This is a genomic window from Bradyrhizobium sp. sBnM-33, assembly GCF_032917945.1.
In the GTDB taxonomy this organism is placed as follows: Bacteria; Pseudomonadota; Alphaproteobacteria; order Rhizobiales; family Xanthobacteraceae; genus Bradyrhizobium.
The window spans coordinates 6,784,400-6,802,528 of sequence record NZ_CP136624.1 but is presented as its reverse complement, the minus strand read 5'-3'; the positions used below and the strand labels follow the sequence as shown (position 1 = coordinate 6,802,528).

The window sequence follows — 18,129 nt, the reverse complement described above, 5'->3', positions numbered from 1 at the left end:
CTCGCGACCCCGGTCGTCTCTTATGGTTGTGTTGCGGTTAAGTCCGCTAGCTTTGTTTCTGACTAACAGCCCTCGATAAATCGCAAGTGTTTGCATTGAGGTAAAATCGCCGAAAATTTTCTGAAAACCGCAACGATTCGATTCGGCGTAAATTTTCGATTGACGACCAGCGCCGCGCGAAAAGTTCGCGCCGCTCGCGTATCCACCATTTCGAAACCATAGTTTCGACCGCGCTGGAAACCTGTCGTTCACCATCCGGGTCGAATGACCGTCGCGTGAGACGTCAAACCTCCGCGGATGTGCGTTGTTGGTCGGCCATGCGCCGGGCCTTAGCGTTCGCTTAAGCTCACTCTGACACGGTGACGCAAAGATTGAGGGGGCGTTCCGGCGCGTCTGTCTGACGAACAAGCCGAAGCGCGAGAGCCGTGACCGTTTTGAGTATCATCCGCGATTGTCTCGATGCGCTGGTGCATCCCTCGGCACGATATGATGCGCTGACGCGTGCGCGCCATCGCGCTTTCATGGCGCCGCGGCTGCTCGGCAGCCTGGTGGCGCTTGCGGCCTTTCCGGTCTATCTGGCGATGCGCGGGGCGCCCACGGCGCTCGAGGTCGCTGCCTTCGCCTGGCTGATCGCACCCATCCTGTTGTCCTGGTTCCTGTCGCGCACCGGCCGCTACGAGGGCGCGCATATCTTATCCGCGCTGGCGCTGGCGGGACTTGTCATGATGGTCGCCGTGACCACCGGCGGCATCGAATCGTTCGCCGCGGTCTGGCTCATCGTCGTTCCCCTGGAAGCGGCGCTGTCGGCCTCGCGCCGCGTAGTCGTATTTGCCTCTGCGCTTGCGTTGTCATGCGCCGCCTTGCTGATCGCGCTCGGGCATTTTCACCTGCTGCCGATGGCGGAGCCGAACGCGGCGCTGCACGGCGTTCTGATGGGTGCCGGCGTTGCTTCGGCAACGCTCTATGCGGCGGGACTGGCCGTTAGCGCGGAATCGCTGGCGCGCACTTCCGTGTCGCTGCTTTATCTCGAGGAAGACCGCTACCGTTTGCTTGCGCGAAACATGAGCGACGTGATTTCGCGTCACAACCGCAGCGGCGCCGTGGAGTTCATTTCGCCGGCGGCGGAAGCCATGCTCGGCACCCCGGGCGCCCGGCTCACCGGCCATGGGCTGTTCGACCGCGTCCATGTCGCCGATCGTCCGGCCTATCTCACCGCCCTGTCGGATGCTGCACGCGGCAGCGAGCAGCGCAGCGTCGAATTCCGCCTGCGCCGCGACGCGCCTCGCGGCCAGAATGCTTCCGCCGATTTCATCTGGGTCGAGATGCGTTGCCGGCCGCTCGAGCAGGTTTCGCCCGAGGCCGAGGTTGTTGCCGTGATGCGCGACATCACCGACCGCAAGATCCAAGAGCAGGCCCTTGAAATGGCGCGTACTGCCGCCGAGCAGGCGGATGCCTCCAAGACGCGGTTCCTGGCCACCATGAGCCACGAACTGCGCACGCCGCTGAACGCCATCATCGGCTTCTCCGAGATGATCGTGCACGAAGAGGCGATGATGATCGACGCCGCGCGCCGCAGGGAATATGCGCAGTTGATCAACGATTCCGGCCAGCATCTGCTGTCGGTCGTCAACGGCATCCTCGATATGTCCAAGATGGAAACCGGTAATTTCGAGATTTCGCCGGAGCCGTTCGCGCCGCGCGCGGCACTGTTGCACTGCTGCAATTTGCTGGCGCTGAAGGCGCGCGACAACGGCGTCGACCTGATCACCCGCGCATCGGAGGACTTGCCCGTGATGAACGGCGATCCCCGCGCGTTCAAGCAGATAGCGCTGAACCTCATCACCAACGCCATCAAGTTCACCGAGCGCGGCGGCAGCGTGACGGTTTCCGCGGCGGTCGAAGGATCTCGGCTGTTGCTGAATGTCACCGATACCGGGGTTGGTATCGCCGCGGAGGATCTCGCGCGGATCGGCGATCCGTTCTTCCAGGCCGGCAAGACCTATCAGCGCAAGCACGAAGGCACCGGCCTCGGCCTGTCGATTGTGAAGGGTCTGGTTGGATTGCACAACGGCGAGATGACCGTGCAGAGCAGTGTCGGCGAGGGTACCACGGTGGCTGTTACCTTGCCGCTTGACTTTGCGCCTTCGCTGACCACTTCAAACAACGTCGCGACGCTGAAGCCGGCGTTGCGACCCGAATCTCACGATGAAGTCCATCAGGTGAAGAAACGTGCCTAGGCGTATTGACGACGATGACGAGATGCCGCGCCGCCGCCGTCGCGGCGCGAAAGCGGTTGCGATCGAAGCGGAGGAAGAGCGCGGCCTCGTGGTGCGCATTCTCCTGCACAGTCCGAAAGACATGATCGCAGGCCTGCTCGCGGCTGCCGCAATCTGCGCTATTGTCGCCAATGCGCTGTTTCTGCAAGCCGGCCGCCATCCCTCGCCGATGTTCGGCTCTGTCGTGACGCTGCCGGCGCCGCAAGCTGCCGCCGTGAACCCACTGCCGCGCCCGCGCCCCGTCGAATTGACCGCACGGCCAGCCGATCTAGATCCGCCGGAAATCAGGCCGGTCGAGGTGAGGGGCGCCGATCCCAAACACATCGAGATCAAGAGCGCCGAGCCCAGGAGCGACTCCAGGAACAACGATTCCAAGAACGCCGATCCGATGACCAATCTGGTGGTCAAGTCGACCGGCGCACCCGCCGCGGCCCCTGCCAATGTGGTGCGACCGCCGGCACCGATTCCGGCAAATGGGCAAAGCGCCGGCGCGCGTCGCGTGGCGGCGGTGCAGCGCGCACTGACGCAATATGGCTACGGCCAGTTGAAGCCGACCGGGGCGGTCGGTGCGGACACCCAAGCCGCGATCTCGAAATTCGAGCGGGACCGCAAGCTCCCGGTGACCGGGCAGATGTCCGATCGGCTGGTGAAGGAGCTCGCGGCGATGATCGGGCATCCGATCGACTAGATTCCGTCCGCTCGTCGGCCTATCGTCGCTTCCATGCGATTAAAATCAAGCATCTGGGTGGCCGCTTACCTGCGCCGCTGCCAGACGGAGGGAATTTTTGGCGCCGTGCGCAAGCGCGGGGCGGAGGAGGCGGGGGCGGTGTTCGTCAAGGTGGCGCTGCTCGACGGCAACGCCATGCTGTATGCGCCCGCGCCGCAGACCGTCTACGACGAGAGCCGCCCGGCCGAGCGGCTGTTCGCGCCGGCCTCGCCGCAGCCGGTGCCCGAGCAATCGGTCGAGGAGCGTCTCGTCAAGGAACTCCGTTTCGATCCCGACGCCTGGATCGTCGAGACCGAAGACCGCGCAGGGCGGCACTTCCTGGATCTGGCGAAAGCTTAGCGCTTTGAGCCGTCGGTGCCGGTGCGTGTGGCCGGCGCGGTTCCAGGCTGCACCGCGGGACGTGTTTGCGACCCCGCCGCACGCGCGCGGTGCCGTTCTTCGTCGTACAGCGCGGCGCGATATTTGGCGCGGCTGACCGCCATGGTCGAGCCGCGCCATGCGGCCAGCATGACGAGCGCGGATCGTTCGCTCAAACGGTCGTAGAGTCGCGACAAGCGATAGACGTTGTGCACGGATGAGCCGAATTCCGGATTGAGGAACAGCAGCACGCGCTGGAAGATTGCGCTCGGCATGTCGAGTGCCTTCGCCGCGCATGCCAGCGGCTCGCCGCCGGGATCATTGACAACTTGCGTTGCGATCCGCGAGGGCAGGATCAGGGCGTCGCCGAGTTCGAGCGCGAAGTTTTCGGCGTCCTCGGCGAACGCGGCCATCTCCAGGATATGAAGCGCGCGGGCGGCGCGGGCTGCGGGAATTCGCGCCGAGGCCTTCAGCGGCGTATCGGCGATGTTGTGCAGGATCAGCGCGCGCTCGCTGGGACCGGCCGCGAAGAACATATCGCTGATTTCGGCAGCATCGTTGGGCCGCATTGCCAGGTTGGAGGCCATCCGCAACTGCACCTCGGTCGGCGCCTTCACGGTCGGCGCGTCGGTCGGGGTAGCGGTAATCGCAGCCGCGAGCGGCAGGGGCTGGTCGGGGTGCGCACGCCGCAGGCCGAGCCTGTCCATGATCTCGGCCGGCGTCGCCGGATAGATCGCGAGGCGCGCCCGCACCGCCGCGCGGGTGGCGTCGTCGACCTGGTCGATCAGGCGGGACGTCAGTTCAACGAACTGCCGCTCCTCGTCGGCGGAATGGGCGCTGGTCTGGACATAAAGATCGGTCAGCACGCGCAGTAAAGTCGGCCGGATATCGACGCCCTCGCGGCGCGAGAGCGTCATCAGCCCGTCGAATCCGGGAAACAATGGAGCTGCGGTCATGTCAGGTGTACGCGACTTCGATCATCCTTCGCGTCAGCCTACGCAGGGCGTTTTAAGAGTTGGTTAAGGAAAACAGCCCCTGAAGAAATCCGATAAAATGTGAGCTTTTGGCGGGCCGCGGAGCCCGTAACTGTACCGCCTGCACAAATTAAGATGCCGTTAACCACGTTCTGTTCTGAATAATGGCATGTCGCCGGTCAAAATCGTGACCGCGGCAACCAGAGAGAACGGAATATGGGCACCATCATTGAATTCCCGGCGGATATGGCTTCGCGACGGCCGGGCTCAACCATGGATGGCGCTCCACGCGATGGTCTGGGAACCGTGCTGATCCTTCCCGTTGTCCGCATCGAACGCGAAGCCGGCGAAACCGGCGACGGACGCGGGCCGGAAGAGGGGACAGCGCCCGGTCGCCGTCGCCGTCGGCGCCCCTGAACGACGGACCTTTGAAATGCCGGAGCTGCGCCTCCCGATCCGGACCACCGGGCTTCGGTCACACTCGGCTCTCATGTTGCTTGTTGTGAGTGCAGCGCTCGGCGGTTGCAGCGGCGGCGATTTCGGCCGCACCCGCGCCGATATGCGTAACGACGACATGCACCGCTGGCTGGGGGCCGAGGCCACGGCCAGCGTTGGCCTCAAGCCTTCACACTTCCAACTCACCGAAAACGAACGCCAGCTTCGCGATCTCGCCTATCCCCTGATCGAACCGCCGCATTCGCGGCCGGCTTGGAAGAGCGTGTTCGGCGATTACCAGCCATTGCCTTCGCCATGGCGGCAAAAGGTGGTGTTCGACCGCACCACCTACGGCCGCGCTTTGCTCGACGAGCCGCACCGCTCGCACACCTCGCGTTATCAGCAGTTGATCGAGGACGTTCGCAACGACATCACGAGGTTCGAGCCGTTCTTTGCCTCCGCGATCCGCGTCATAGAACTCGACCGCAAGCGCAGCGCCAGCCTGAAGATGGTGTCGGAATTGTCGCCGCGCGAACAGGCAGATGCGATCGCGCGCATTGAAGAGAACACGCTGATCGTGCAATGGGTCCAGCAATGCCTGGAGCGGCGCATTTCATCGTATCGCTGGGCGCTGGAGCGGCTGGTGATCCACGCGCCGGACGGTATCGCCGCCGACGCCGACCGCCTGATCGGCGAACTCGCAGCGCAAACGGCCAATCCGCCGGTCGCCGCCCAGCCCGTGATCGGGCGCGCGGTGACGGTGAAGGGGTAGAGGCGTGGACTCATTAGCACGCAGCCAGATTCGGATTGATGCAAGCTTGATCAACGCCAGATAGCTTGCCGCGAGTTTTCGAGGCTCCAGTTTTGGAGCTTGGGTCACGTTCGCGGCGGCCCCATCAACCCGAAATGGCCAGCGATGGTGCCGCCAATGTTCTGAATTTACTTCCGCTTTCCGGACATGGCCGGACTTGCTGCTGGCTCGACCCGGTCGTGAGCGGACGTCCGAACTTACGCCCAAGGCTACGGCAGCGGAGTGATCGCGATCCGGTCGAAACGGGTCACGCTGTCGGCCTTGGTCCAGAGCGCAACCCCGCCTGCTTCAGCAAAAGTGCGATCAGTTACGCTGAACAGCATCTTGCCGTCATAGGATACAGAGAACCGGTCGCCCTCGGCGCGCAGACCGAGACTGTGCCATTCGTTCGCCGTGATCCGCAAATCGGCGCCCTTCAATTGCTCGCGCCTGCCTTGGACGACGCGATAGAAGCGGACATTGTCTTCCAATGCGTTGGCGCGGACGACATAGTAGTTGTCGGCGTCCTGGAGCCGCACCACGATGCCCCCGGCCTGATCGATCCTGCCGGCGACCGCCTTGAAGCGGAGTTCGACCGCCACATTGGCGGCGGAAAAGTTCTCGTGAATCGCGAGCGGGAAGCGGTAGTCCGTGCGATCGGTGCTAGTCTGCTCGATCGCCCGCCCTGCGGCCGCGGTCGGATCGGCGGTAACGGTCCATTCGCCTTCGGCTCCCCGTCCGGTCCGCGCGAAGGTGAATCCTGCAGGCCGTGACCCCAGCGTCAAGCGATCGATAGCGATCATGACGGCTCCTGTTTGTGCGAACGCGAACAGTCCCACGTCCGCGAGGAAACAAGCGGCGAGAAACGCGAGGAGAGCTGGTCTGATGGGACCAGCCCGATATCCGCGGATCCATGGAGAACATTGGATTGTCATTTGCTGTCGCGCCACGCACGCTCATACAAAGAAGAGTTGTGTATTTCTTCGACGACCGTCCTGGACATGCCGATGTCGGCTAGCAGCCGGTCATCAAGTTCGAGAAGTTCCCTGTACTGCCACCGTCGTTCCCACCACAGTGCTACTCGGGCCAGCCACGCAAGCAGGATTTTCCAGGACCATCCAAGATCCGGAAAAACGGGTGAAGCTGCGCCGAGAGTGTTAGTTGAATTACAGGTCGTGCTGCCGCAAGACATGTTTCACCTCCGTAATGGAGCGAAACAACGCTTGGCTGCGGGAGCTCATAGGGCGGTTGTCAATGGCCCGAGTGATTTCTGTATCATACCCACCCTTGGTGCTCAAGCGATAGTAAACGAGCATCAACTCATGAAGTCGCCGTGCGGCTTGCCGCGCCTTATCATCTCCTGGCAATACGCATAGAGCGCGTCGTAGACGATCCACTCCGCCGCATTTTGTGCGTGGTCATCCTTGAAGCCGAGATGCCGGAAGCCTTCGGCGACAGCTTCCAGGCCCGGTCCTTCCGGCTGATGGTACAACGTGTTGTCGGTGTCGGCGCCGTTAACGATCCGCCCCAGCAGCACCAGAGCGGGGTCGCCGGTGAGTTTGTACTTCTTCAGGATTGCTTCGAACGAGCATTCCTTGCCGTGATGGCCAAGCTCGACGTCTTTGACGTCGTAGGGAATGGCATCGAGGCGCTTAGCCTCCGTCATCACCTTCTCCGCAGGCACAAACACGAACTCGGCGTCCTTATCGACGAACTTCTTGATGAGCCACGGGCAGGCGACCCGATCTACCTTGACCTTTTCGCGGGTGATCCATTTCATGCTGAGTCTCCTTTCCAGTCTTTGTGTCCGCACGGACATCAGGCGTCCGAAAGGACAAGAATTCCGCCATGCGTGGGCGAGATCACGTACAACTGGTCCGGTGGCACCAGCACAGTCGTATGAGCGTCGGCGCCGGTAGCGGTCTGCATGCCGTGACCGGTGCGAGGATCGACGGTTTCGACAAGCCCAGGCTCCCCGATCGCGACGTGAACCACACCGGTTGCCGGGTTGAAGAACGTGACATCGGGCGGGCCGGCGATCGGCCAGACGTTGGTGATCTCGCCGGAGTCGCTATCGACTTCGACCAGCGCGCCGTCGTCACAGGCCGCGTAAAGGCGACCTGATGCATGATCGATGTCGAGACCATGCGCGCCGCCCGACGGCAGCCGCCATTGGGCGATCGGGCTCAGATCGGGCAGGCTTGCGACGAGAATCATCGAGGGTTCGCGGATGCATAGGAACAGCCGTTCGGCCGCAGCATCGGTGACACACCAGCGCGGGCGGCCCGGCAAGTTCAGTGTTTTCCGGCTGCCGTCATGCAGGTGGAACGCTTGTAGGGTCGGCGGGTCGCGCTCATCCCCGATACAGGCAACGATGCCAAGCGACAGCCGTTTGACGATCGCCGCGCCGTTCGGTCTCGCGCCGGTCTCGATCACGGCTTTGGTTTGCAGCGTCGAGGCGTCCAGCCAGGCAAGCGACGCCGAGCCGCGATTGGTGACGAGGACTTCTCCATCGTCGGCAACGGCGCCGGCCGCGCCGGGAAATCCCGGCAGCGTCGCGATGTGACGCCCGGCGTCGTGATCGATCACTTCGATCGTGCTGCGCGCGGTGTGCGCAATGAAGACGCGGCGGCTCTTGGCATCGAAGACGCCGTGATCGAACGCGCTGCCGGTCGCGCCCGGTATTTCGATCACTCTCACGGGCTTCAGCGACATGATAACCTCATGTCACCGCGCAACGTTTGTCCAATGGCTGGCGAGTGTCCGTCCACGTGCAATCACCTCCAAAATGCGGAGCGTTGCACAGGGCTTGGACGGCGGGCCGTCTGGCGGGGAGCCTGTGTTTTCCCCGTATTCTGAAACCTAGCGACGACAATCCTCAACCGCAAGGTGTCTCGTTGTCGGCTCGCTCAGTATTTCGGGCGGTGCGAATTCGCCCATTCACGGGCGTGTTCGATCGGCAGGCGCGTGACGGCGGCGCGCACCTTTTGCGTCGCCGGCAGATTGTCCATCCGTTCCCGCCAGCGGCAGAATGCCGGGAACTTCGGATACATCGACTGCCCCTCGGCGGTCAGGCTGAACGCAAAGGTGGCCGGCAGCAGATAGAAGTCCGCGATGGTGAGTTCCGAGCCGAGCAGGAAGTTTTCGCCGTGCCCAAGCTGGCGCTCGGCGACCGCAAGCGCGTTTTCGACCTTGGGCAGCGCATGCGTGACGACCTTCTCGTCGGATGCAATGCCAAGCTCGGGAAAAACCAGGCGCTCATGGGTCACATGGTAGATCATGTACGGGTAGAAATAGGAATTGACCGCGCTGATCCACTGGTTCATGCGCGCCCGCGCGCGGGCATCCTTTGGCGTCAGGCGCGCACCCTCGAAGGCTTCATCCACATAGGTGGCGATCGCGCTCGTCTCATAGACGGTGAGATCGCCGTGCCTGAGGATTGGAACGCGGTTGAACGGGTGCAGCGCCAGATGGTCAGGCTTGCCCATCACAGGCTCGAGGTCGTGAAAACTGTAGGCCACGTCCTTGTGCGTCAGGATCAGGCGGACGATGTTTACGAACGTGCTGCGCGGAAAACCGTAGACGATCGGATCGGACATCTCGTTTCTCCTGTGAATTGTTAGTCAGCGCCAGAATGGCTTGGCGGCTTCGTCCAGCGCCTGCTCGCGCGTCAGGCCGAGGTCGTCGAGAAAGTGCTTGTCATCGGCAAGCTCCCGCAGCGCGAGGCGCTGCCGGCGTCGTTCGGCCCAGTCAAGCCATCGATGAATGGCTGTTGCCGGTCCGGAATTTGATTGATGACTTCGGGCAGGTGGATCACCCGCCTGGAGCGCCGGGAATGCGTGGCGATCGGTAATGAAAGTTGACATCGACAAGCTCCAAGTCTCGTGAAATGCTGCGTTGGAGCCGCTCTAATAGTGTCGGCGGGGTTTTTCCCGCAAAGCATCCTTTCTCGTGCCTGCCCTAGTTTTCCTCATGAAGTCGTACAATGCGCCCGCGCCTTCCACCATTGAACGCCCTGAAAAGCTTCGAAGCCGCGGCCCGGCATGAGAGTTTTACGCGCGCCGCGGAAGAGCTTTGCGTGACGCAAGGTGCGGTCAGTCACCAGGTCAAGGCGCTCGAAGCCGAGCTTGCCGTCAAGTTATTCAACCGGGAGCGTCAGCGCCTCATTATCACCGAGGCAGGCCGCGACTACCTCACCGTCGTGCGCGACGCGCTGGATCGCATCGCCATCGGTACAGAACGGCTGCTCGAGCGGCAGAACGCCGGCGTTCTCACAGTAAGCACGTCGCCGGATTTTGCCGCCAAATGGCTGGTGCATCGACTCGGTCACTTTGCCGAGGCGCATTCCGGCATCGATCTGCGGGTGTCTGCGACGCTGCATCACGTCGACTTCGCGCGCGAGGAAGTCGACCTGGCGGTTCGACATGGCGACGGCAATTGGCCCGGCCTCGATACGGTCAGGTTGAGTCCGGAAAAACTATTCGCCGTATGCAGTCCAAAGCTGCTGTCCGGGCGCCGTCGTCTGAGCAAGCCCGCCGACATCCTCAAGTTTCCGCTGATCCACATGGACAGTCGGGCCGACTGGAGAAACTGGCTGCAGGAGGCAGGCATCGACGATGCCGACGTTACGCACGGCCCGGTGTTGAACCGCGCCAGCATGGTGATCGACGCCGCCATCAATGGGCAGGGCATCGCGCTCGCGCGCACGACACTGGCGGCATGGGATCTCATTAATGGTCGGCTGGTACGGCCATTTCCGCAATCGCTGCCACTGTCCCGGACGTACTGGATCATCTGCCCGAAGGCGACCGCGGCGCTGCCAAAAATCGTGACCTTTCGCGACTGGTTGCTCGCAGAAGCCGCAAGCGATCTGCGCCAGCTCCAGAAGAAAGGGCGGGCGGCCCTCACGACGTAGTCCGAAAAGTTCCAGTCGTCGCTGGCAAAAATGCGCACGGGCTTGTGATTTTCGCCGCAGCCGATTCCTTGCACGTGCGATGCGCTCCGCGGTAGAAGATTCGCGGGGACATGCAGACTCCCCATCAGACGGTGATCGTCCAAGCTCTGCGCAGCACTCGCTTTGTCGAGGAGGTTGCGTATGGACGAACGAAGGCCACGCACATCGGTTGCGACGGCGAGCTCCGATACGGAACTTGCGAACATTGCCGTGCTGCCGTCCAGTCAACCCGGCCACCAGCCCGTCACTGTCGATTCGACCGTCGTCTATTGCGGCAACGCCGAAAGCGTTCGCGAAGGGTTCTCTCTGGCGCTGAGCTTGATGCAGACGAGCGGTAGCCTGCTCATGCCCGATGCTGCACAGCCTGTCGGCAATCTCATCCTGGAGGACAGATAGATGCGCATCCTCAAATATCTCGCCGCATTGCTCGTCGCGGTCTCACTCAGTGCGGCGGCAAGGTCGCAGGACATCGACTGGCAGAAGGTCGATGATGTCATGGGCAGAAAGGCGGCGGTGACCGGCGACGTGCACCGCTACGGATTCCCACGCACCGACCTCTCCGTCACGCTCGACGGCGTTGCGATCAAACCGGCGCTCGCGCTGGGCGGCTGGGTCGCGTTCAAGCCGGCCCATGGCGGAGTTATGGCAATGGGCGATCTCGTACTGCTGGAGACCGAGATCAATCCGGTGATGCTCAAACTGATTGAAGGCGGGCTTGAGATCACCGCCGTGCACAATCATGTGCTGCGCGCCAGTCCCGCGACCTTCTACATGCATGTCGGCGGTCATGGTGACCCCGTCAAAATTGCGGCGGTCATTCGCGATGCGCTTTCAGCCAGCAAGACGCCGCTTACCGCGTCTGCGGCCGGCGCGCCGCCGCCGATCGATCTCGACACGGCGCAACTCGACCAGATCATCGGCGTCAAGGGCCAGAACAATGGCGGCGTCTACCAGTTCGCCGTGCCGCGCCGCGATCCGATCAGCGAAGGCGGCATGCAGCTCATGCCGGTCGGCCCAATGGGAGTCGCCGAGGCCATCGGCTTCCAGCCCACAGGCGGCGGCAAAGCGGCGATTACCGGCGACTTCGTTCTGACGGCCAGCGAGGTCAATCCCGTCATCAGGGCCTTGCGAAGCAACGGGATCGAGGTAACTGCGCTGCACAGCCACATGCTGGACGAGCAGCCGCGGCTGTTCTTCTGCCATTTCTGGGCCAACGACGATGCCTTGAAGCTGGCGAAGGGCCTGCGCGCGGCGCTCGACAAGGCTGCGGTCGCGTTGAACTAAGCGCCTGCATTGCCAGTTCTTGCATGAGATACAGGCATGCTGGCCGCGCGCCCCGCCACGGAGTTCTCCTGTTCACAATCAAGAAGGAGTAGAGATCATGTCAGCACGAGCATTCTCTCAAGCCGTCCTTTGCTGTCTTATGATGGTTGGCGCCTTCTCGCCCGCTCATGCCCTTACCCAAGAGGAGCTTGTGGCCAAGCTGCAATCGGCAGGCTATTCGCAAATCCGCGACATCAAATCCACCGCCGAAGGCACTTCCGTCAAGGCGACGAAAGACGGCAAGGATGTGTCCCTCGTCGTCGATAGCAGCGGCAAAGTCAAGGAGCAGCGCTAGGCGCCGCTCCAACGCTCTCCGCAGGATTGCCATCGGGCGAGAACTCTGTCACTGCCATTGCGCGTCATCGATCTGAGGAAATGGTACGGCGAGGCGCGTGCCATTGAGGGCGTATCTTTTTCTGCGGGCGCGGGCGAGGTCGTCGGCATTATCGGACCGAATGGTGCCGGCAAGACCACGCTGCTGGAAACGCTCGTCGGCCTCCTTTCCGCTGAAGCAGGAGACGTTTTATGGCATGGCGAGCCGCTGCCTGCATCGGAACGCCGCAACGCTCTTTTATCTGCCGGATGGCGTGCGTCCCTATCGCGATGAGGCGACTTTCCAGGTCGTCTCGTTTTTTGCCGGTGTCTACCGGCGATCGAAGGCAGAAACCGCAGACACGGTCACGTCACTGGGGCTAAGGCCCGTTCTCCACAAGCGCGTGCATGCGCTGTCGAAAGGGTACAACCGTCGACTGTTGCTGGCGCTGGCTCTGCTGGCGCCGCATCCTGTGTTGCTGATGGATGAGCCATTCGACGGCTTCGATCTGCGGCAAACGCGCGAGATCGCCGACGTGCTCCGCAACCATGCCGCTCACGGCCGAACATTCATTCTCGCCGTTCATCAGCTGGTCGATGCAGAGCGGGTCTGTGACCGGCTGATTCTGCTCGCCGACGGCCGAGTTCGCGGATCCGGCACACTGGACGAATTGCGCACACAAGCCTCGCTGCCTGCCGGTTCGCTGGAGGACATTTTTCTTGCACTCACCTAAGACATATGGTTGGCGCGCCGCTGTGGCCGCTGCTCGCAAAGGAGCTGCGGGAAATTACCAATGGTCGGGCGCTGTGGACGATATTGCTGCTGCTGTGCCTGCTGGTTGGCTACAGCTTTTTTCAGGCTGTTTCGCTTTACGGCGAAGCAAGCACGGCGGCGCTGCAATCGCCGGTCTTGGCAAACAGCCTTTCGCCGCTGGACGGCATTCTGGTGCCCACGCTTGGCTCGTTCTACGTGGCGGTAACCCTGCTGTTTCCGTTCGTCTCGGTCCAAATGGGGCTTGCTGTTGTCAGCTGCTTTCGCGGCCGGCATGACCCTCACGATTGCACTCTTCCACTGGCGGCGGTGTTCGCGCGGACATGGCTTCTGCCCCTCGTTGTGCGCAGGGAGACGATCCGTATCCGTGCCGCATCGGCACTGGAAGCCCTCGCGGCTATCGCGGTGATCATGCTCGGAGCCTGGCCTTTAGTGTCGAACTGGTGAGTTTCGGCTCCGCATGAAGCGACTTGCTAAGGAATCGCGTCCAACCCTTTCACGAGGGTGACCGCAGCCTCTATCGGGAATGCCAGATCATGCACATCGTCCAGAGCCTGCCTGGGGGAATCTGTTCCCGGAATTTCCGCCCGAGCAAGGGGTTCATTCGGTATTTCTAGCGCAAGTGCAAGACGTGGGACCGCAACCGCCGAGAAACCCGAGAGGCAGAAGATGAAAATGATCCGCCGTGAATTGCTTTACCTCGCTGGAGCGGCAGCAGCGCTGCCATATGTGCCAACGATCGCCTGGGCTCAGACGCAGACAGCGCCAAAGCTCACCCAGATACTCCGAAAAGATCTAGAAAGTCAGGGCGAAACCGTCCAGGAGACGATTGTCAGTGTCGTCGACTTCGCACCTGGCACGGCCGCTCCATGGCACAAGCATCCCGGTGCGCAGGAATTACTTCACGTGTTCGAAGGAAGCCTTGTCGTGGAAATCGAAGGAGCGGCCGTGACTCGGCTGAACGCCGGAGAAGCAGGCATCATCGCGGCTGATCTCGTCCATCTCGCCCGCAATGAAAGTACCAGCGCAAGCGTCAAGGCATTGGTCGTGCACAGCAGAGCCGCCAGGGACAAGCCGCTGGTTGTCGTCGTGAAGAACTGAAGTGATGCTGAGAAGGCGACAGGGTTAAGCGTACAATTCAACGTCCGCTTTAGAGGTCCGTCACGCTTCGAAACATGGCGAATGGGCTTTCGCGCATCTCTACTTTGCATGGGGTTGTTTTCGCGATTTTTTGTCTGGGCCCTGCGGTGTACCGCCGAAGAGTATCCGCACTGCGTCCGGGACACGAGATCGTTTGCTTCGCGCTCATTGCGACGATTCGACTCCAACCCATCCCGCTCGAGGCCGTGATCAGCGCTTGGATCGTGGCGCCGGTGCAGGGGCTGGCGCGGGCGCGGGCGGTTCGGGTTGCTTGGCCGGCGGCGGCTCGGTCTCCACCTTGCAGCTCGACGCCGCGAGCGCGGCTTGCGCTTGCGGCATCAGCCCGGGCTCCGGCGCCAACGCCTTCAGCACGATCAGGCCTGTCGTGGTGGGAGAGTCGATGATCAGCCGGTCGGCGGCGGTGACTTCCTCATCCTCCGGCAATTCGGAATGCTGCGCTTCCGTCATCAGGTCGAGCTCGATCACTTTCCGGCCGGCCGAGCGGTCGTTGATGGCGTAATAGGCGACCTCGTTGCGCGTATAGAACGACACTGACGTGTAGGCCTGGCTGACCGGCACCGTGAGTTTCAGGGGGCCGTCCGTGAGGTCGTAGCGGCAGATCGCGACCGCAAAGGCGGGGTCCATGAACGGCATCGGCGCGTTGTTCGGTTCGGCGAGCGGCAGCGCCGTGACGGCGTTCTCTTTGGTCATCGGCGTCAGCCGCGAATAGGCGTCTTGCGTCGCGATGCGCGGCAGTGCCAGCACGCTGACGAGATGCACCACGCCGCCGAGCAGCACGCCTGCGATAATGGTGAACAGCAGCCGGATCATGGGCAGTTCACCGTGGTGATGGCGGGCATCGGCGCGTCGCGCTGGGTGCGCGTCGCAACGCCGACCGGCGTATCGTAAAGCCGCAGCATCAGTGCGTAGCGCTCGATGCCGCCGGTCGGCAGCCAGTTGCCGGCCCGCGAGCGCGCGGCCACCCGGATCTCGAACCCGCCGTCGGAGCCGCGGACGATTTCCTGGCTGGTGAAGCCGTAGCGTTGCAGCGAATTGGCGACCAGATGCCCCTTGCGGTCGAACAGCGTCAGCGTCCAGAACCGGGCCGCCGGCGTCACCCCGCTGACGATGACGTCGCAGCGCCCGTCGAGCGGCTTCCCCTTGTCGTCGGTGGTGGCGGTAAAGGCGATGCCGTCGCCGGTGCCAACAGGCAGTTCACCGCTGCGGGCGATCGAGGCACGCGAATAGGGATCGATTTCGGAAGTGCCGGCCTTGGGCCGCGCGGTCCAGGCGCCAATGGTGAGCGTGCCGAGATCAGTGCCGCGCGTCGCCGTTAGGTAGGTCGAGCCAAGACCCACGGCCGTGGCAAGCGCCAATGCCAGCAAGGTGATGAAGATCAGTCGCACAGGGCAGTGCTCCGAACTCTCACGGCATCAAATTCCGCTTGAACCGGCTTCATCCGAAACCTGAAGCGCTTCTCTTGTTTCGAACATGTCGGGGCGGACGCTTCGCATCTGTTCCGAGGAACGCCGGTTAAGATTCTGCCGGATCATGTTTTTTAATTCTTCCGCTCCGCTGGCGCAGCCTGCTCGCCGGCAGCTGCGACATAGTTCTCCGGAAATGCCAGCGCGCCTGATGTGACCGGCTTGGAGGGCTGCTTCTGGTCGTTGGACGAAGTCTTGCCCGCGGCCTTGCCGGCCTCGTCGAGCAGTTTCTCGACGCGCACCAGAATATCCGCGCCGCGCTTGGTCAATACCGGCGGCGGCCCCGGCTTGGTCTCCGGCACCCGTGCCGCGCCGTTGGCTGCGGCGCTGGCGGAAAGCACGGGCTGCGGCAGCTTCGTGCCCATGCCGATGCCGGGGACTTCCTTCACCTCGACGCCTTGATGCGCGACCACCATGACTTCGCGCCAGGTCTGCGCGGGCAGCGAACCGCCGGTCATGCGGTTGGTTGGCGAATAGTCGTCATTGCCGTACCAGACTGCGCAGGTGAAGTTGCCGGTGAAACCGACGAACCAGGCGTCGCGATAGGCGTTGGTGGTGCCGGTCTTGCCCGCAGTCGGAATGCCGTCGATCGCGGCGCGGCGGGCGGTGCCTTCGCTGACGACATGGCTCATCATTTCCGACATGTCGGCGGCGACGGAGGCAGGAATGGCTTGCACCGGCTTCTTGCCGTCGCGGTCGAAGCGCCAGACCAGGTCGCCGGCGCCGGTGCGCACTTCCAGCACCGCATGAGGTTTCACCGCCTTGCCCTTGTTCGGGAAGGTCGCGTAGGCGACTGCGTGTTCGAGCACAGTGACCTCATCGGAGCCGATCGGCATCGACGGCGTATCCGGCAGCGGGGCGGTGAGGCCGAACCGGCGTGCCACCTCGGTAATCTTAGCGCGCCCGGCCTTGGCCGGGTTCGCCACCTTGCCGCCGAGCGCAATCGAGAGCTTCACCGGCACGACATTGATCGAACGGGTGATGGCCTGGGTCAGCGTCACCGAGCCGGAATAGGAGTGGCCATAGTTCTGCGGGCACCAGTTGCCGATGCAGACCGGGCCGTCGACCACGATCGAAGAGGGCTTGTAGCCGTTCAAAAGTGCCGTGGCATAGACATAGGGCTTGAATGATGAGCCCGGCTGCCGATAGGCATCTGTCGCGCGGTTGAACTGGCTCGAACCGTAGTCGCGACCGCCGACCATGGCGCGGACGCCGCCGTCGAGATCGGCAAGCACGACGGATGCCTGCGTCGCGTGGTAGTCACGGCCGAACTGGCGGAGCTGGTTTTCAACCGTTTCCTCGGCGGCGCGCTGCACATTCATGTCGATCGCGGTGCGGACCACGAACACGCGCTCGGTATAGGATTTCGGGAAGGTATCGACCAGCTTGCGCATTTCCTCAAAGGCGTAGTCGAGATAGTAGTTCGGCGAGTTTTCGTCGCGGCGGTCGACGGCGAAGGCCGGGTTGCGCCGGGCGCCGAACACCTGGCCTTCGGTCATGAAGCCGGCATCGACGAGGTTGTCGAGCACGATGTTGGCGCGGGCGCGGGCGGCGGGCAGGTTGATGTGCGGGGCATATTTGGTCGGCGCCTTGAACAGTCCGGCCAGCATCGCTGATTCCGCCAGAGTGACGTCGCGCGCCGACTTGTTGAAATAGAAATGCGCCGCGCCGTCGACGCCGAACGTGCCGCCGCCCATATAGGCGCGGTCCAGATATAGCTTCAGGATTTCGTTCTTGGTCAGCCGCGTCTCGAGCCAAATCGCAAGGAAAGCTTCCTTCACCTTGCGCTCGATGGTGCGCTCGTTGGTGAGGAACAGGTTCTTCGCCAATTGCTGCGTGATCGAAGAACCGCCCTGGCGTACGCCGCCGGCCTGCGCGTTGGTGACGAGCGCGCGCGCGGTACCGGGGATGTCGATGCCGAAATGCTCATAGAAGCGGCGGTCTTCGGTCGCGAGCGTCGCCTTGATCAGATTGTCCGGAAAATCTTCCAGAGGGATCGAGTCGTTATGTTTGATGCCGCGGTTGCCGATCGGGTTGCCGTAGCGGTCGAGGAACTGCACCGCGAGATCGGACTTCTTCAGCCAGTCGTCATCGGCGGTTTCGCGAAACGCCGGGATCGCCAGCGCCAACATCACGATCAGCCCGGCAAGGCCGATCGTGGCGGCTTCCGAAAACGGTTCGATGAAGACCCAGCGCTTCCAGCGGCCGACATAGAAGCGGTCCATGAAAGTGGAGTAGCGCTCGTACAGCTCGCGCAGGCCCTTGCCCGACGAGAACAGCGTCGAGTCGATACGCGCGTCCAGATCCAGAAAGAAGTTCCGGATCTTCTGCTTCAAGTCTGGAGGTACGATCTGGCGCACCGGAGCCCTTGATCTGTTCTAGTCGCGCCCGGCGGGGCCGGTCGGGACGTCTTGCTTGGACGTTGCGGCAAACCCAAGGCGCTTTTACGGCCTCGGGGACTCGCCATTGTTCTATCCGAGCGGGGGCTATAAACCAATGCTCTCGCTCACCATTTTGGTGGTCAGCCCTAACGCTGCTGCAGGCTTTTGGCTCCGTAGTGAGCCCCGCTTGCGCCCCCGTCGGCG

Annotated in this window: 23 protein-coding genes; 13 read left to right on the top strand and 10 right to left on the bottom strand. The window is 62.7% G+C overall.

Going from position 1 to position 18,129, the window contains the following annotated elements:
- The first annotated feature begins 425 nt into the window (after positions 1 to 425).
- Genes RX328_RS32160 through RX328_RS32150 form a run of 3 tightly spaced genes read left to right on the top strand, consistent with a single transcriptional unit; the run spans position 426 to position 3,342 of the window.
- On the top strand, positions 426 to 2,237 hold the full coding sequence (locus RX328_RS32160; protein ID WP_312018015.1) for a PAS domain-containing sensor histidine kinase: 1,812 nt from the start codon (positions 426 to 428) through the stop codon (positions 2,235 to 2,237).
- Positions 2,230 to 2,964, top strand: a complete 735-nt coding sequence (locus tag RX328_RS32155) for a peptidoglycan-binding domain-containing protein (protein WP_213251747.1) — start codon at positions 2,230 to 2,232, stop codon at positions 2,962 to 2,964. The genes RX328_RS32160 and RX328_RS32155 overlap by 8 nt, the downstream gene beginning before the upstream one ends.
- Positions 2,965 to 2,997: 33 nt before the next feature.
- Positions 2,998 to 3,342: a DUF1491 family protein gene (locus RX328_RS32150; RefSeq protein WP_213251748.1), complete on the top strand. Its 345-nt coding sequence runs from the start codon at positions 2,998 to 3,000 to the stop codon at positions 3,340 to 3,342.
- Here the strand turns inward: RX328_RS32150 and RX328_RS32145 are convergent.
- Positions 3,339 to 4,316 carry a DUF2336 domain-containing protein gene (locus RX328_RS32145; protein WP_213251749.1) on the bottom strand — a complete coding sequence of 326 codons (978 nt, stop codon included), beginning with the start codon at positions 4,314 to 4,316 and terminating at the stop codon, positions 3,339 to 3,341. The two genes, RX328_RS32150 and RX328_RS32145, sit on opposite strands and share 4 nt — an antisense overlap.
- A gap of 234 nt (positions 4,317 to 4,550) precedes the next feature.
- Between RX328_RS32145 and RX328_RS32140 the strand changes: the two genes are divergently transcribed.
- Together RX328_RS32140 and RX328_RS32135 are read left to right on the top strand one after the other, a co-directional pair.
- Positions 4,551 to 4,751: a hypothetical protein gene (locus RX328_RS32140; RefSeq protein WP_213251750.1), complete on the top strand. Its 201-nt coding sequence runs from the start codon at positions 4,551 to 4,553 to the stop codon at positions 4,749 to 4,751.
- Positions 4,752 to 4,767: 16 nt separating this feature from the next.
- Entirely contained in the window at positions 4,768 to 5,541 is a 774-nt protein-coding gene (locus tag RX328_RS32135) for a hypothetical protein (protein WP_213251751.1), read from the top strand.
- A 248-nt stretch (positions 5,542 to 5,789) separates the two neighbouring features.
- On the opposite strand, the gene RX328_RS32130 is transcribed toward RX328_RS32135, so the two are convergent.
- From RX328_RS32130 to RX328_RS32105, 6 genes are all read right to left on the bottom strand, one after another.
- The gene (locus RX328_RS32130; RefSeq protein ID WP_249726408.1) at positions 5,790 to 6,362 is read right to left on the bottom strand and encodes a hypothetical protein; all 573 of its coding nucleotides are present in this window, start codon (positions 6,360 to 6,362) and stop codon (positions 5,790 to 5,792) included.
- 128 nt (positions 6,363 to 6,490) lie between these two features.
- Entirely contained in the window at positions 6,491 to 6,751 is a 261-nt protein-coding gene (locus RX328_RS32125) for a DUF1127 domain-containing protein (RefSeq protein WP_213251753.1), read from the bottom strand.
- A gap of 123 nt (positions 6,752 to 6,874) precedes the next feature.
- A complete protein-coding gene (locus RX328_RS32120) occupies positions 6,875 to 7,339 on the bottom strand; it encodes a chromate resistance protein ChrB domain-containing protein (protein ID WP_213251754.1) in 465 nt (154 codons plus the stop codon).
- A gap of 38 nt (positions 7,340 to 7,377) precedes the next feature.
- Positions 7,378 to 8,274 (bottom strand): hypothetical protein, encoded by an 897-nt coding sequence (locus tag RX328_RS32115; protein ID WP_213251755.1) that lies wholly within the window; start codon positions 8,272 to 8,274, stop codon positions 7,378 to 7,380.
- 194 nt (positions 8,275 to 8,468) lie between these two features.
- On the bottom strand, positions 8,469 to 9,158 hold the full coding sequence (locus RX328_RS32110; protein ID WP_213251756.1) for a glutathione S-transferase family protein: 690 nt from the start codon (positions 9,156 to 9,158) through the stop codon (positions 8,469 to 8,471).
- Positions 9,159 to 9,182: 24 nt separating this feature from the next.
- A complete protein-coding gene (locus RX328_RS32105) occupies positions 9,183 to 9,425 on the bottom strand; it encodes a DUF1127 domain-containing protein (protein ID WP_213251757.1) in 243 nt (80 codons plus the stop codon).
- A 119-nt stretch (positions 9,426 to 9,544) separates the two neighbouring features.
- Here RX328_RS32105 and RX328_RS32100 point away from each other — a divergent pair, with 119 nt between their 5' ends.
- From RX328_RS32100 to RX328_RS32065, 8 genes are all read left to right on the top strand, one after another.
- Entirely contained in the window at positions 9,545 to 10,474 is a 930-nt protein-coding gene (locus RX328_RS32100; protein ID WP_213251758.1) for a transcriptional regulator GcvA, read from the top strand.
- Between the two features lie 180 nt (positions 10,475 to 10,654).
- A complete protein-coding gene (locus tag RX328_RS32095) occupies positions 10,655 to 10,909 on the top strand; it encodes a hypothetical protein (RefSeq protein WP_213251759.1) in 255 nt (84 codons plus the stop codon).
- The gene (locus tag RX328_RS32090; RefSeq protein WP_213251760.1) at positions 10,910 to 11,797 is read left to right on the top strand and encodes a DUF1259 domain-containing protein; all 888 of its coding nucleotides are present in this window, start codon (positions 10,910 to 10,912) and stop codon (positions 11,795 to 11,797) included.
- A gap of 190 nt (positions 11,798 to 11,987) precedes the next feature.
- Positions 11,988 to 12,131, top strand: a complete 144-nt coding sequence (locus tag RX328_RS32085; protein WP_317258548.1) for a hypothetical protein — start codon at positions 11,988 to 11,990, stop codon at positions 12,129 to 12,131.
- Between the two features lie 57 nt (positions 12,132 to 12,188).
- Positions 12,189 to 12,443 carry an ATP-binding cassette domain-containing protein gene (locus RX328_RS32080; RefSeq protein ID WP_283772364.1) on the top strand — a complete coding sequence of 85 codons (255 nt, stop codon included), beginning with the start codon at positions 12,189 to 12,191 and terminating at the stop codon, positions 12,441 to 12,443.
- Positions 12,367 to 12,882: an ATP-binding cassette domain-containing protein gene (locus RX328_RS32075; RefSeq protein ID WP_283772365.1), complete on the top strand. Its 516-nt coding sequence runs from the start codon at positions 12,367 to 12,369 to the stop codon at positions 12,880 to 12,882. The genes RX328_RS32080 and RX328_RS32075 overlap by 77 nt, the downstream gene beginning before the upstream one ends.
- Before the next feature lie 5 nt (positions 12,883 to 12,887).
- Positions 12,888 to 13,367: a hypothetical protein gene (locus RX328_RS32070; RefSeq protein WP_249726409.1), complete on the top strand. Its 480-nt coding sequence runs from the start codon at positions 12,888 to 12,890 to the stop codon at positions 13,365 to 13,367.
- A gap of 222 nt (positions 13,368 to 13,589) precedes the next feature.
- On the top strand, positions 13,590 to 14,021 hold the full coding sequence (locus RX328_RS32065; protein ID WP_213251762.1) for a cupin domain-containing protein: 432 nt from the start codon (positions 13,590 to 13,592) through the stop codon (positions 14,019 to 14,021).
- A 249-nt stretch (positions 14,022 to 14,270) separates the two neighbouring features.
- Here the strand turns inward: RX328_RS32065 and RX328_RS32060 are convergent, their stop codons facing one another.
- The 3 genes from RX328_RS32060 to RX328_RS32050 all read right to left on the bottom strand — a co-directional run bounded on the left by RX328_RS32060 (position 14,271) and on the right by RX328_RS32050 (position 17,904).
- Positions 14,271 to 14,891: a DUF1254 domain-containing protein gene (locus tag RX328_RS32060; protein WP_213251763.1), complete on the bottom strand. Its 621-nt coding sequence runs from the start codon at positions 14,889 to 14,891 to the stop codon at positions 14,271 to 14,273.
- The gene (locus RX328_RS32055) at positions 14,888 to 15,466 is read right to left on the bottom strand and encodes a DUF1214 domain-containing protein (protein ID WP_213251764.1); all 579 of its coding nucleotides are present in this window, start codon (positions 15,464 to 15,466) and stop codon (positions 14,888 to 14,890) included. The genes RX328_RS32060 and RX328_RS32055 overlap by 4 nt, the downstream gene beginning before the upstream one ends.
- 152 nt (positions 15,467 to 15,618) lie before the next feature.
- A complete protein-coding gene (locus RX328_RS32050; protein ID WP_213251765.1) occupies positions 15,619 to 17,904 on the bottom strand; it encodes a transglycosylase domain-containing protein in 2,286 nt (761 codons plus the stop codon).
- Between the last annotated feature and the right edge of the window lie 225 nt (positions 17,905 to 18,129).